Source organism: Coprococcus eutactus (genome assembly GCF_001404675.1).
Taxonomy (GTDB): Bacteria; Bacillota; Clostridia; order Lachnospirales; family Lachnospiraceae; genus Coprococcus; species Coprococcus aceti.
Genome location: NZ_CYXU01000002.1, coordinates 418,382 through 431,977 on the forward strand (window position 1 = coordinate 418,382; position 13,596 = coordinate 431,977).

General features: G+C 38.7%; 16 protein-coding genes and 2 pseudogenes. 13 read left to right on the forward strand and 5 right to left on the reverse strand.

Translation table 11 applies throughout. The features are described 5' to 3' along the window. Window positions 1-27: 27 nt before the first annotated feature. A complete protein-coding gene (locus ARA78_RS06175; protein WP_055272225.1) occupies window positions 28-777 on the reverse strand; it encodes a SinI family restriction endonuclease in 750 nt (249 codons plus the stop codon). Between the two features lie 175 nt (window positions 778-952). On the opposite strand from ARA78_RS06175, the gene ARA78_RS06180 reads away from it, so the two are divergent. The 7 genes and pseudogenes from ARA78_RS06180 to ARA78_RS06210 all read left to right on the forward strand — a co-directional run bounded on the left by ARA78_RS06180 (window position 953) and on the right by ARA78_RS06210 (window position 4,862). Then, a complete protein-coding gene (locus tag ARA78_RS06180; RefSeq protein ID WP_055272226.1) occupies window positions 953-1,663 on the forward strand; it encodes a hypothetical protein in 711 nt (236 codons plus the stop codon). Further along, a pseudogene (locus tag ARA78_RS14550) lies at window positions 1,663-1,881 on the forward strand (DUF4314 domain-containing protein); the annotation flags it as partial. The gene ARA78_RS06180 and the pseudogene ARA78_RS14550, both read left to right, overlap by 1 nt. 350 nt (window positions 1,882-2,231) lie before the next feature. Continuing rightward, window positions 2,232-2,522, forward strand: a pseudogene (locus tag ARA78_RS06190) (DUF6017 domain-containing protein); the annotation flags it as partial. Between the two features lie 170 nt (window positions 2,523-2,692). Further along, window positions 2,693-3,121: a GNAT family N-acetyltransferase gene (locus ARA78_RS06195; protein ID WP_199669335.1), complete on the forward strand. Its 429-nt coding sequence runs from the start codon at window positions 2,693-2,695 to the stop codon at window positions 3,119-3,121. Window positions 3,122-3,412: 291 nt separating this feature from the next. Further along, window positions 3,413-3,652: a DUF6061 family protein gene (locus ARA78_RS06200; protein ID WP_055280232.1), complete on the forward strand. Its 240-nt coding sequence runs from the start codon at window positions 3,413-3,415 to the stop codon at window positions 3,650-3,652. A 257-nt stretch (window positions 3,653-3,909) separates the two neighbouring features. Next, on the forward strand, window positions 3,910-4,179 hold the full coding sequence (locus tag ARA78_RS06205) for an autorepressor SdpR family transcription factor (protein ID WP_015534091.1): 270 nt from the start codon (window positions 3,910-3,912) through the stop codon (window positions 4,177-4,179). Next, the gene (locus ARA78_RS06210) at window positions 4,176-4,862 is read left to right on the forward strand and encodes an SdpI family protein (protein WP_015534090.1); all 687 of its coding nucleotides are present in this window, start codon (window positions 4,176-4,178) and stop codon (window positions 4,860-4,862) included. Before ARA78_RS06205 ends, ARA78_RS06210 begins: the two co-directional genes overlap by 4 nt. 85 nt (window positions 4,863-4,947) lie before the next feature. Here the strand turns inward: ARA78_RS06210 and ARA78_RS06215 are convergent, their stop codons facing one another. After that, a complete protein-coding gene (locus ARA78_RS06215) occupies window positions 4,948-6,474 on the reverse strand; it encodes a MobA/MobL family protein (protein ID WP_055280233.1) in 1,527 nt (508 codons plus the stop codon). Window positions 6,475-6,824: 350 nt separating this feature from the next. Next, window positions 6,825-7,055, reverse strand: a complete 231-nt coding sequence (locus ARA78_RS06220) for a helix-turn-helix domain-containing protein (RefSeq protein WP_005604346.1) — start codon at window positions 7,053-7,055, stop codon at window positions 6,825-6,827. Between the two features lie 175 nt (window positions 7,056-7,230). On the opposite strand from ARA78_RS06220, the gene ARA78_RS06225 reads away from it, so the two are divergent. The 5 genes from ARA78_RS06225 to ARA78_RS06245 all read left to right on the forward strand — a co-directional run bounded on the left by ARA78_RS06225 (window position 7,231) and on the right by ARA78_RS06245 (window position 10,947). Further along, window positions 7,231-7,851, forward strand: coding sequence for a helix-turn-helix domain-containing protein (locus tag ARA78_RS06225; RefSeq protein WP_055280234.1), 621 nt, complete (start codon window positions 7,231-7,233; stop codon window positions 7,849-7,851). 84 nt (window positions 7,852-7,935) lie between these two features. Then, entirely contained in the window at window positions 7,936-9,234 is a 1,299-nt protein-coding gene (locus ARA78_RS06230) for a tyrosine-type recombinase/integrase (RefSeq protein WP_012744117.1), read from the forward strand. Between the two features lie 223 nt (window positions 9,235-9,457). After that, the gene (locus ARA78_RS06235; protein ID WP_044998366.1) at window positions 9,458-10,201 is read left to right on the forward strand and encodes a hypothetical protein; all 744 of its coding nucleotides are present in this window, start codon (window positions 9,458-9,460) and stop codon (window positions 10,199-10,201) included. Window positions 10,202-10,286: 85 nt separating this feature from the next. Further along, window positions 10,287-10,625, forward strand: coding sequence for a hypothetical protein (locus ARA78_RS06240; RefSeq protein ID WP_055272228.1), 339 nt, complete (start codon window positions 10,287-10,289; stop codon window positions 10,623-10,625). Window positions 10,626-10,653: 28 nt separating this feature from the next. Beyond that, window positions 10,654-10,947, forward strand: coding sequence for a hypothetical protein (locus tag ARA78_RS06245; protein ID WP_055272230.1), 294 nt, complete (start codon window positions 10,654-10,656; stop codon window positions 10,945-10,947). A gap of 142 nt (window positions 10,948-11,089) precedes the next feature. On the opposite strand, the gene ARA78_RS06250 is transcribed toward ARA78_RS06245, so the two are convergent. Continuing rightward, complete coding sequence (locus ARA78_RS06250; protein ID WP_055280235.1) at window positions 11,090-12,385, reverse strand: tyrosine-type recombinase/integrase; 1,296 nt, start codon at window positions 12,383-12,385, stop codon at window positions 11,090-11,092. 86 nt (window positions 12,386-12,471) lie between these two features. Beyond that, a complete protein-coding gene (locus tag ARA78_RS06255; protein WP_055280236.1) occupies window positions 12,472-13,101 on the reverse strand; it encodes a helix-turn-helix domain-containing protein in 630 nt (209 codons plus the stop codon). Window positions 13,102-13,275: 174 nt separating this feature from the next. Here ARA78_RS06255 and ARA78_RS06260 point away from each other — a divergent pair, with 174 nt between their 5' ends. Further along, window positions 13,276-13,506 carry a helix-turn-helix domain-containing protein gene (locus ARA78_RS06260; RefSeq protein WP_003505382.1) on the forward strand — a complete coding sequence of 77 codons (231 nt, stop codon included), beginning with the start codon at window positions 13,276-13,278 and terminating at the stop codon, window positions 13,504-13,506. Window positions 13,507-13,596 lie beyond the last annotated feature (90 nt).

The following is a 13,596-nucleotide window of genomic DNA, read 5'->3' on the forward strand; positions in this document are numbered from 1 at the left end:
CATAGTGATTGGTTGCCACAAAATGTTTTATTCTTCAGAAATGATATCAGAATTAGCCTTGATAATTTGTTTTAGAAAATTTTGATAATCGTCTTCAGTCATTTTACAATTTGGTTTAATATCTGTAATAACATGTGAATTAATTATATCATTAAGTATATCCCATTTGTATGCTGGTAATATTTTGCCATTGCTTTTCCGAGAACCAAGACGATACCACTTTTCTATAGTAGTTCCCTTACGTACTTTGCTAGATGAACTGTTTTCGGTGTTGTTTTTATTTTTAATCTGTAAAAGTACGCTTCCATCAATTGAGCAAAAATCAATTGCTTGAAGAACGGTTCCGTTACACCATACCCAACCATACTTCTGTATATTATTGTTAATGTATTCTTCTAATAAGTTACCCTGAATATTTTCTGCACTCATAAAAAGATTGTGATATACTAGCATACGTTTTATTTGTTTTTTTTCTTCTCCAGTAGCATAGTATACGATATTTTCTAAAGCAGGATCATTGCAACTTCCTTTAGGAGATGCCTTTCTTTTGCTAGGTGGGTTTTGGGTAGCATCTACATAGCATTTAATCCATTTTTCTATGTAATCAGAACAAGATGATGCAGAACGAATATTGGGAAACAAAGCTAAATCCTCACTCTGTAAACCTACATTAAATATTATTCTTAATTCTTTTGAGTAAGGGTTGTTGGCAATTTTTTCATTAAATATTTCACTAATCTTTTCGATTGATTTTTCAAATTTATTAAGTGATGGCATATGCATTACCTCCTGATCTTATTTTTTACAGTTATTATATTACAATTATTACATATTTACAATAAAGTGTGTTTTGACAATGTTTTAAAGAGGTATGTGAAATAAATAGCTTGCTATTATGTGCCTTCAGAGTGATATATGTACATACCAAAAAAATCATAAGGAGGTACAAAACATGGTACTACATTTTTATGTAACAAAGGACAAACGAAAAGCTATGGTTCAGGCAATCGAGAAGGAAATCGGGGGTAAGGCAAAATACCTCGGAGTTCCTTCTTGCGCCTACGAAATTGGGAACTTTACGGTAGGAAAGAATGGCGAATTGGAATTCGGAGATTTTGATGACCTTGATGAGATTGCACCGATTGTTGATGCCTGTGTTTTGGCAACAGGGGTCAGCCCGGCAGAATGGAACAACAATGAAAAGGGGGCAGAAGAACCCGACAGTGAGCCGAATAAAGGGGCAGAAACGGGCGAGAGCCTTGGACTTACGGTTTCCATACCACTTGAAAAAGTGGACATGGGAAACTTAATAAGCCTGCTTGAAGCAAAAGGCGAACTGATAAAGAAAGCCTTGGGAATCGAGAATGTTCACATTGAAGAAAAAGACGAGGTTGTAAACTTCCCTTGGTTTGAAGCGGTAAAGCCGGAAGAGGCACTTGCCTACACTAAATTCATATCAGCCATTTGCGAGATGAGTAAAAAGCAGAAGAGAGTGACCGCAAAGCCAAAGGAAAATAAGAATGAGAAATACGCATTCAGATGTTTCCTTTTAAGGCTTGGGTTCATCGGTGATGAATTCAAGGCAGACAGAAAAATCCTTCTTTCAAAACTGGATGGCTCGGCTGCATTCAAGGCAGGAGCGAAGAAAGGGGGCGAGCAGTAATGTTTTTCCCACCAAGAGATGTTGTAAATAAGGTAAAGGAACAGTACCCGGCGGGTTCAAGAGTGGAACTTATTTCCATGAACGACCCATACTGAGATATTCCAAGTGGCACGAAGGGAACTGTTACAGAGGTGGATGACACAGGTACAATCCATGTGCATTGGGACAACGGATGCTGCCTTGGGGTTGTCTATGGAGAGGACTCCTGCAGAAAACTGAATACCGTGAAAGTCATCTGCTATAACGATGAGGAAGTATGGGACAGCCGGGAGGAGGCTTTGGAATTTTATATGAAAGCAATGGCGGGTTCCGAAGGAAGTGAGCAGGAACGATATGCCAAGATTGTGGCGGAACTTGCGATGGGAAAGGCTGTCTGCACGGATGGAGAAGAGTAGAAAACCACTGGAAAGATACACAATAAAAGGTGTGTATCTTTCCAGTAGTGGTATTCCAATTTATGTGCTTTAGAGTGATATATGTACACAACGAAAGCGAATACTTTTCAGGAGGTACATAGAATGAGCGAGAAAATCACAAACCAGATTGCAGAAATGAAAAAGCAGACCATCCTACAGAGAAGATGGACATAAACGAATTGGTGGAGCTGATGGTTGAGACCATAGCGGTTAAACAGACATTAATCCGTATCAATAAATATGATTTCCCATATGATGTTGTTCGGAGCATATTGGGGAAGATAGATTTTCATACGATGGAGTATGTGCTGGAATGCCTTCGCAACAATACTACAAAGGTACGCAACATACGAAGCTATATGCTCACGACACTGTATAATGCTCCGGTAACATGTAGTAATTACTATAAAGCAGAAGTAAACCATGACTTCTATGGTAAGTAACGATTCATAGCTGCTGGAAACAGCAGTTGACTATATATTTTTCGCCTTCCTTTCCTTTTGAGGGGCAGGAGGCACACCTGCCTCTCGTTTTAAGGAGATTGTTGCAAGCATGATTCTTTGATATAATCAATGCAACAGTTTTACAAATCGGAATTTATAGGAGGATATAAGTGTTTGTGGTTAGAAAAGCTAAGGCAAGTGATAGTGCTGCAATATGCAAGATTTGTGGCGAGGATTTAGGCTATACCTGCGGAATAGAATTAGTGCAGTCAAAAATGAAGAAATTGGATGATTCAAGAGAAATTGTATTCATTGCGGAAATAAATAATATGGTAGTTGGCTTTGTTCATGCAGAAAAGTATGATGTATTGTATTATGATACAATGGTAAATATTCTGGGCTTGGCAGTGGCTGAGGAATATCGTCATAAAGGGATTGGTAGTCTGTTATTGAAAGCTGTTGAACAATGGAGCGAAGAAAAAAATATTCACTTTGTTCGTTTGAATTCTGGAACCACTCGAGTTGAAGCGCATAAGTTCTATAGGACTAATGGATATAGAGATGACAAAGAACAAAAGAGATTTATTAAGAGGATATAAATAACAAATTCCAGTTTTGATTTGACTTAATTCATAACATTTATTAACTGTTATATCTTATCCTCGTGAAGTCCGCAACCCCTTGAAAATGCTAAATTTGTAGCGAGTGAGTTTGCCCTTACGCTTTCCCTTGTGTTATATCCTTTTCCCTCATGTTACGAATGCTCACAAGGGCAAAATTAAGGGAAAGAAAATCCAGTAACAAATTATAACATGAAATGAAAATGGCAGGAAGAACGGATTGAAATGCTTTCAAAACTTTTAGAAAATTAAGGAAAGGACAGATAAGATATGAGATTGATTTATGCAAGATATAATCCGCAATGTAATAGCATAGATGTAACCACGTTTGAAAATGTAGTGCTTAGAATTGATTGCAATAAGGCAGAGGAAGGATTGAGAACTACTCCCGGCTCCCAGTGTTCGTTGAATACTTTGGCTATTGATAATCCATTAGAATATGCAAGATTATACTTGGATGGAGAAATGCAAGTATGGGTTGATGCAGAGGATCGTTTAGATACGTGGTGATTTTGCTAATATAATATCATGATAGAGGTCTAGTACTAAAAATTCCAGAAAAATATATAGAACGTACGGTTATTCCATAATAAGAGGCAGGAATCTTAAGTTTCTAGATGTTTGAATTTTGCCTTAAGGTAAATAGAGAGGACACATTGATTTTTCAGTGTGTCCTCTCTATTTAAAAATATTTTTAAATAGTCCTTGTAAAAAGACAAAACGTATGCTAAAATCTATTTAAAGAGATTTTTAAATAGGTAAAAGATATGAGAGAAACTAACATTTTTAAAGTGTTGGCAGATAGCCAGAGAAGAGCCATTCTTATGATGTTGAGAAATGAGCGATTAAATGCTGGAGAGATTGCTGAAAAATTACAGATCACACCGGCTGCTCTTTCTTATCATTTAAAATTATTAAAAAACGCAGATTTGATATCTGAATATAAAGAGAAAAACTTTGTTTATTATGAAATCAACACTACGGTTTTCGATGAATTAATTATATGGGTTAACCAGTTTGGAGGGAAAAAAGAATGAAAAAAGTAATGTGGATAGTAGCAATGATACCAGTTGTAGTTACAAGTGTTGTACTACAGTTTATGCCTGATATTATACCTATGCATCATGACTTGGAGGGAAACACTGACAGATGGGGAAGTAAAACAGAAAGCTTTATTTTTCCGGTAATTATTTTGTTTATTACACTGTTTTGGCACTTGCTAATCTATGTGTTTGAGAAAAAATCAAAAAATGCAAATACAGAAAAGGAACAGATGGAGGCAAAATCTTCTGCAAAGGTATTATGTGTTGTAGGAATTTCGCAAGCAATCATGTTCGGGATTATGCATTATTTTATTCTTTATTCTTCTTGGATACAGGCAAATGCAGGTGGTGAACATGCGGTTATTGACATTGCAAAAGTTTCATGTATTTTGTGTGGTATTATATTTATTGTATTAGGAAATTTTATGACAAAGGCAAAACGAAATGCAGTAGTGGGAGTTCGAACCGTTTGGAGTATGCACAATGATAATACATGGAGAAAGAGTAACCGCTTTGGTGCAATATGTATTATTATTACGGGGTTATTGACTATCATTACAACCGTATTTACAAGTGGGATGACTGGCACAATCTTTATGTTGATTTATTTATTATTAGCAACAATTGTAACTGTGGTATACTCAAAAAAGATATATGATAAGGAAATAGAAAAATAATTTGTATCTTTATGCGAGAGGGTGAAATTCCAGTCTTTACGGAGAGATAACAAACGAAGGGGAGGCAATTGCCTCCTTTCGTTTGTTATCTACTCCTTCCACGGTTTGGTGGAGAATATGGTCTTGTTAACTCTCGCTCCCTAATGTCCTGTTTCTTAGATTTAAGCCTATCGTGTAGAGACTGCGGCTTTTCTCCATACCGTTGTTTCCAATTCTTAAGGCTGTCCTGATAATCCCCATAAGCTGTCTCTGCCTTATGAAATGCCTTGTAGAAGGCTTCCACATTCGGATACCCGTATTCCTTTACGATATGAGATAAGCGGACTTTCATTCTTGCAATCCGTTCCTCCAATCCGGCTATCTCCGTTGAAAGCTCGGAACGCCTTTTTGCTTTGAAGATACCTTTGCTGTCGGACAGTTCAATTTCAAGGTCACTTCGCTGTTTCTCGAGTGCAAAAATTGCTTTATTCTGTTCCTGCAGCTTTTGATAAATCTCGCATAAGTGCTTGTAAGAAACTGCTTCCGTTGATGGCTGCGGTCTTGGCGGTATGGCAGGCTTTGGTGTATCTGCCTGCTTTCTGCTTTCTTCTGGTACAGCTTTCTGCTCTTTGAAATCTGTGTTCTCCGGTCTTGCTTCAAGCTCTTTGGAAATTACTTTATCTGCAAGCTCCAGAGTTTTGAGAAATACTTTGGAGATTAACAGTTCTAATACTGCAATGGCAGTACCGATAATGGAAGATAACAGATTCGGTCTGTTTCCGTAAAGCCATACGGATTCCACAATCTTGTCCGTTATCCGTTCCTTTTTTATCTGCATGATTTCTGACTTGGAAACACCCGTTACAATCGCTCTGTCAACCGTCTGATTCCACAAGGTGCGTTTACTGTTGTTTGCCTCAATCTCGGCGGCTTTCGGATTGTTCTTACCAATCTTTTTGGTGGCAAGATACATACCGCCACGCTCAAAAACTTCTAACCGCTGGCTTTTATCCCGCACATACTGATTGATAAGATTGGTATAATCCTGCTTGACGGTATCAAGGAAATTTTCAGCCTTGAAGTGTTTATCCTTAATGGAGAAAATCTGTCTTTCGTATACCTCACCTTTGTGAATCACCTTACACCTTTTACGGATATTTCCTTCTTCATCAAGTATCTCTTTCTTGGTGCGTACATGATTTCCCTTTTCGTCATAGAACATATTGCGGGTGGCAACCTTTTCTATGGGCTGTTCCAAGAGTGTACGCTCCGAAAAAATGAGATGGATGTGATAGTTGGTTTTCCGCTTATTGTGATGCAGGGCTGCGATACAGTCCGTTCCGTAAGTCTGTCTGAAATGGTCTGTAAATATCTGCAACAGTCTGTCTGGAGGATACTCCGTAAAAGATTCCGGCAGGGCTATGATCAATTCCCTTGCTTCAATACATTTCCCCTCCGTACCGCTTTTTTTAAATTCTGCCTGATTATATTTCGCAAGGTCAGTCCAAAAATTACGGTCTGTGGTTTCATATACCGCATACAGATTTTCCTGCTTCTTTGGGCTTGAAATATAATAAATTCTTCCCCGGACATTGTGGAGCTTCGTCATCTGAATAAATGAATTTCTTGGCATGTGCTTCCTCCTTTCCGTATCTGCCAAGTACGAAGCTGCAAGAAATGAGGATGGGAAACTTTCTAATGTGAAAGTGAGTAGGCTACATAGGTAGCCTGTCTACGAACATATCCGCCTGTCGGCGGAAGCTCCCAGCAGGGCGAAATACACAGAGTACAAATCGTAAGATTTGTGCGAGGGGTGTATTTCGCTCTCAAACGCCGAGGGCTTGTATAAAAAAGTTTCTTCCCCACTTCTTAAATTTCCGGTTGTATCTTAGAGGAAGCACATGGTATAATCTATTTGCGTGTAGGTATATCATGGCTTCGGTCAGATACATACCTTAGGGATGGTCTTAGGACTGTCCCTATTTAATTTGTCACATTTCTTGTGACAGCTCTGACATTTCCTTTGTCCCTTAAGTCCCTGCCTTCATTGGCGGTCATGAACTTTTCAAGCATATCCGTTTTGATAAGGACTTTCCGTCCTACCTTCAATACCGGAAGCTTTTTCCATTCTACCAGTTTCCGCAGGGTATTTCTGCCGATACCCGTATAGTCGGCAGCTTCCTCAATGGACAGTGCAATCTTCACTTCTGTCATTAAAACACCTCCTCTTGAATTGCATAATGCAATTTTGTGACTATGCCTACTATATAACTTTTATATCCTCTTGTCAAGCGTTACGAAATTTTAAAAGTAATTATTAACTTGCATATTGCAATGCTACTTTTACTGTGTTATACTTTAGCCATACCGAAAAAGGAGGCGTATCAGAATGAAAGATAAAGAATTACGCAAGTTAATCGGTAGCAGGGCAAAACAACGCAGACTGGAATTAGGTGTCAACCAGCCTTATATAGCAGAAAAGATGGGAGTTACCGCTTCCACCATACAGCGGTATGAGGCAGGAACGATTGACAACACCAAGAAGCTTGTTCTGGATGGTCTGTCGGAAGCACTTCATGTATCAGTGGAGTGGCTGAAGGGCGAGACGGAAGAAATGACAAGTGATGTTACGGATAAAAGGGAATTACAGATTCGTGATACCATGACTTCCATTCTCTCCAAACTGCCTTATGATATGAAGGCAGACGAAGCGGATTTTTCCAAAGATTTACTGCTGCTGATGTTGAAGGAATACGAATTATTCGTTGATTCCTTTCAATATGCCTGTAAGAATTTTAAAGGGAATACGGAAGATGCCACAATCGCAAAAGTAATGGGGTTTGAATCCAATCAGGAATATAATGAGATTATGTTCCTTAGGGAAATCACCCATATGGTAAACGCACTGAACGACATGGGCGACATTGTAAGGCTCTATTCCAAGAATCCCGAAACGGCAGCCGTAAGGCTTGCAAATCTTCTTTCAGAGAAAGACTCCGAACCGGTATAGATTAGACAACCGGAGTTATGATATACTTACACGCAGAAAGCATTTCATCAGTTCCGATTGTCGATATCGAAAGGAGTAACGATTATGGCAAAAGGTTCTGTAAGAAAGAAAGGCAAGAAATGGTACTACCGCTTCTATGTGGAAGATGCAAGCGGTAATCTGGTGCAGAAGGAATTTGCAGGTACGGAAAACAAAAGCGAGACGGAAAAGCTGTTGAGGCAGGCAATGGAGGATTATGAAGCCAAGCGGTTTGTTGCAAAGGCTGAAAACATCACACTCGGAGAGTTGCTTGACCTGTGGGCTGAGGAAGAATTAAAGACAGGCACATTGAGTAATGGAACGGTTGGCAATTATCTTCAGACAATTGGGAGAATCAAACAACACCCTATCAGCAAAAGGAAACTGAAAACGGTGACTTCGGTACACCTGCAGGAGTTTATGGATTTGCTCTCATTTGGAGGCACTGTGGGAGATTTTATATCAAAAGGATATTCCATTGATTATGTAAGGTCATTTTCAGCAGTATTGCAACAGTCATTCCGGTTTGCGGTATTTCCGAAACAGTTTATTACCTTCAATCCAATGCAGTATGTGGTGATGAGGCATAAAAAGGAAGAAACGGATTTGTTTGCGGATGAAACAGCCACAGACAGAGACAAGGTTAAACCGCTTTCCTTTGAAATGTACCGGAAACTGATTGAACAGCTTGGAAAACGAAGTGGGGATGCGATTCTTCCGGTTCAGATAGCATACTTTACAGGTCTCAGACTTGGAGAGGTAGCAGGTCTGACATGGCAGGATATCAACCTTGAAGAACAGTATCTCACTGTACGCAGGAGCATCCGCTACAATGGTGCTACCCATAAGCACGAAATCGGTCCGACAAAGTGGAAAAAGATCAGGGTTGTTGACTTTGGCGATACCCTCGCAGATATTTTGAGGAATGCAAAAAAGGAACAGCACAAAAACCGTTTTCAGTATGGGGAACTCTACCAGCGGAATTTTTACAGAGAAGTAATGGAAAAGAATCGGGTGCATTACGAGTATTATCATTTGGGAATGACAGAGAATGTGCCGGAAGATTACACCGAAATCTTCTTTGTATGCTTAAGGGAGGATGGTTGTCTGGAACTTCCGGCAACCATAGAAACAGCCTGCCGGACAGCAGGAAGAAAAGTACCGGAGCTTGAAGGTTTCCATTTCCACACACTGAGGCATACCTACACGACAAACCTCTTATCCAACGGGGCTCAGCCTAAGGATGTGCAGGAACTGTTAGGACACTCAGACGTGAGTACCACCATGAATGTCTATGCCCATGCTACAAGGGAAGCAAAGCGGACTTCCGCAAGACTTCTTGATAAAGTGGCAGGCAACGATTAAACAACTGAATAATGAATTTTCCCTTGTAATTATCCCATAAGGGCAAAAACAAGGGAAAAGGATACATATATAGAATTTTCAATGGCGGGAAGCCTTGAAAATAGGGGAAAGTTAAGAGAATTAATAGATAAATCCCAGTTTGTAGAATCAAGAAAATCGGAATTTAATGAATTAGTCACAAATTACGGGTAAGTAACAAGGATTTATGGAGAATTCACATAGTATGGAGTTTGAAAAATACAAAAAATATTTAATCAGTACTTGGTTGCCGGAGTATGAAGCAGAACATACGGAGAGAGATTTGATGGTGGAAGGGTGGAATATGTTATTAGATGAAGTTTTTTCACCATTGATTGCTAAAGAACTAGGCATGCGATATCTTGGTAATCGTATCTGGGCTGATGATTATTGCAATCATCGTCGCAGGGTATTAAGTCTATTCCAGCAAACTGATTTAGGTGGAAGCTTTAAGTGGGGATGGAACTATGATTTTATTCCCAAAATGTCAGCGAAAAAAGCAGTTTATGTTAGAACGGATAAGAGTATATTTACGCATTTTTTTGAAAACATTTGGGAAAACCATAATAAGATAGTTGAAGGAAAATGTCAAAAAGCAGATATGACGTTTAATCGCTGTTATATAGACAGTGCAGATTTTGAAAATTCTATGAGGCAAAGGGTAAAAGCGTATGAAGCTGCTTTTTATTATACTCTGCCTCTTATTAGATCCTTTTATGAAGAGACCAAAACCTATGAGCAAAGCATAAAAATGATAAACACCCTATTAGAAAGCTCTTACTATCGATTGATACAGGGAAATTATCTATATTTAACCAAAATATTTTTGCAACAATATGTGTCCTTAGGAGAAGAAAATGAGAAAGAGTTGCGAGAATTGTTTGTAAATGATAATACCAGAGAAAGCTTTTTGAAAAAATTTGCTCAGATACCAAAGGATTATAGATAGTCATGTATATTACGAACGGAATGTAGATTTGTATAACTTCCAGTTTTTAAAACTGAGAAATCGGAATTTTTGGAGGTATATGGAAATGAATAAGGAACAGCTATACGCAGCACAAACAGCAATGATTGAATGGTTATCTGACCCTCATGAATTAGGAAAAAAGCCTTTCAAAATTGAATGTGCAGGTGAATTTGATTTTAATGAAATGCATTATTACATTTTCAAATTCAAAGCGTCGTTGCTTGGTAAATGGCTTGTTGGCGTTTGTGGTGGTTTTGAAGATGATGATTTAGAACCATGCGGACATATTTTCAGCAATATGCAAGAATATAATGAAACTACTGCTAAAAATGAGTGTATTACAATGGTTGAAAATATTATGGCATACTGGAAAGAACAAGCCGCCAAATATAATAACCAATAATACAAATTTGAATTTGGAGGGGAATAACATGAATAGATTAGGTGTAAAGCTAATTCTTTCAATCGTTTCTTTTTTGGCAGTCAATATCTGGCTTATAGGTAAGGGTGTAGCAAAGGGCGCTGCTGACTTTTTCATATCTGCAACGGTTGAGGAAACAATACTATTTATCATTTTACAGCTATTAGTTGTACTGATATATTTTATATATCCTCTTACGGTAAAAAAATATAAAATCATTTACTGGTCTGTATCTGAAGCCTTAGTCATTATTACAGTTCTCTTTTGGGGAATATTTATTGTCGGTCCGATTTGGTTAAAATAAGCAAATTTCAGTTTGCCGAAATATTTTTATAACTTTCCCTATTTTACAGGCTTTTTAGCCTATTCATTAGTGAAATGATATGTATTTTCCCTTATTTTTGCCCTTATGAGATAATCGTAAGGGAAATAAGGGAAAGTTTTATTTAGTCGTTGCCTACCACTTTATCAAGTAACTTTGCGGATTCCCGTTTGGCTTTTCTCGTGGAGTGGGCGTAGACATTCATTGTGGTACTGACATCTGAGTGTCCTAACAGTTCCTGCACATCCTTTGGTGCTGCTCCGTTTGCCAGAAGGTTGCTTGTATAGGTGTGTCGCAGCTGGTGAAAATGAAATCCTTCAAATCCATCCAGTTTCTGAGCAATCTTCCTACAAATAGTTCCTAACGTGCTTGGCAGTTCCAAACTTCCATCCGGTCTTAAGCAGACAAAGGATATTTCCTTATAATCCTCTGGAACATTCTCTGTTCCGTCCAGATGATAGAACTCATAGTAAACTCTGTTTTTGTCTTTTACTTCTCTGTAGTAGTTTTTGTGATAAAGTTCTCCGTACTGCATTCGGTTTTTAAGCTGTTCCTTTCGGGCATTGCGAAGAATCTCTGCTAGTGTATCTCCAAAATCAACAATCCTTACCTTTTTTCGTTTGGTTGGTCCGATGATATTCTTGTGCCTTGAACCATCATATCGGATACTGCGTCTGATTGTAAGGCACTGTTCTTCAAGATTTACATCCTGCCATGCCAGACCACAGGCTTCACCGATACGAAGTCCTGCATAATAAGCTATCTGGATTGGAAGAATTGCCGGTGGATTGTAATCCTGTAGAAATTCAATCAGTCTTTCATAATCCTCTCGTGGAATTGGCTGTATATCGCCATCCATGTCATCATCAGAAAACAGGTCAACCTCATCCGTCTGGTATTTCAGCTTAATATACTGCATCGGATTGAAAGTGATATATTGCTTTGGTGATACTGCAAACCGGAATGACTGCTGTAATACTGCCGAGAAAGAACGAATGTAATCTTTGCTGTAACCTTTTCTTTCTGAACCATCGGGATAAGTGCCACCAAAGGAAAGCAGATCGAAGAAGGCTTGTAAATGCTCAGATGTTACATTTTTCAACTTTCTCTCTGAAATTGGATGCTTCTTGATGTTGGTAATAGCACCGAGGTAATTCTGGACCGTTCCATTACTGAGAGTACCGGTCTTTAATTCTTCCTCTGCCCATATATCAAGTAATTCTCCAACTGTAATATTTTCCGACTTTGCAATGAATTTCTTGCTTTCGTAATCGTCCATTGCCTGACGGAGCAGTTTTTCCGTTTCACTTTTGCTTTCTGTTCCAGCGTATTCTTTCTGAACCAGATTGCCGCTTGCATCTTCTACATAGAAGCGGTAGTACCATTTCTTTCCTTTTTTTCTTACAGATCCTTTTGCCATAATCGTGTGTCTCCTTTCGATATCAGACAATCGGAACTGATGAAAGGCTTCTTGCGTGTAAGTATATCATAACTCCGGTTGTCGTTCTATACCGAATCAGAATCCTCATACAAAACTTCGGATAAAAGATTTGCAAGCCTTTGTTCTGCTGTTTCCGGTTTCTTGGAATAAAGCCTTACTATATCTGCCATGTCATTAAAGGCATTAACAGTGTGGGTGATCTCCCGGAGAAACATAATCTCGTTATATTCATCATTCGATTCAAACCCCATTACTTTTGCAATATCAGCTTCATTCGTGTTGCCCTTGTAATTCTTGCAGGCAAACTGGAATGATTCCAGAAACAGGTTATATTGCTTTAACATCAACAGCAGTAAATCTTTGGAAAAAGCATCTTCCTTTTTACTAAGGTCGAGAGGTAACTGTTTGAGAATATCGCCCATTGCATCACGAATCTGTAATTCTTTCTTATCCGTAATATCGGTTTCGTATTCATCGGTTTCCCCCTTGAGCCATTCAATAGATACATGAAGTGCTTCCGAAAGACCTTCCAGCACCATCTTTTTGGTATTGTCAATCGAACCATTCTCATAACGCAGGATTGTGGAAGCGGTAACTCCCATCTTCTCTGCAACATAAGGCTGTGTCAGATTTAATTCCAGACGACGCTGTTTTGCCCTGCTACCTATCAGCTTGCGTAGTTCTTTATCTTTCATGCTGATTGCCTCCTTTTTCGGTATGTATGAATTATAGCATGTACCTCACATGATTGCAATATGCAATTTAATGATTATTTTTAAAATTTCATAACGCTTGACAACGCAATATAAAACCGCTATACTAACAGCACAACAAAAATTGCATAATGCAATTTAACGGGAGGTGACAAGATGACGGAAAGAAAGATTGCATTATCCATCGAGGAAGCAGCCGACTATACAGGAATTGGCAGAAACACTTTGAGAAAGCTGGTTGAATGGAAGAAGCTTCCGGTATTAAAAGTCGGAAGAAAAGTCCTTATTAAAACTGACATTCTGGAAAAGTTCATGGAAGCCAACGAGGGGCGAGATCTGAGGGATAAAGGAAATGTAAAAGCTGTCACAAGAAATGTGGCAACTTAAAAAGGCGGCTTCCTACGAAACCGCCAAAGGTTCTATCAGACCGAAGCCATGATATACCTACACGCAAGAGGATTATACCATGTGCTTCTC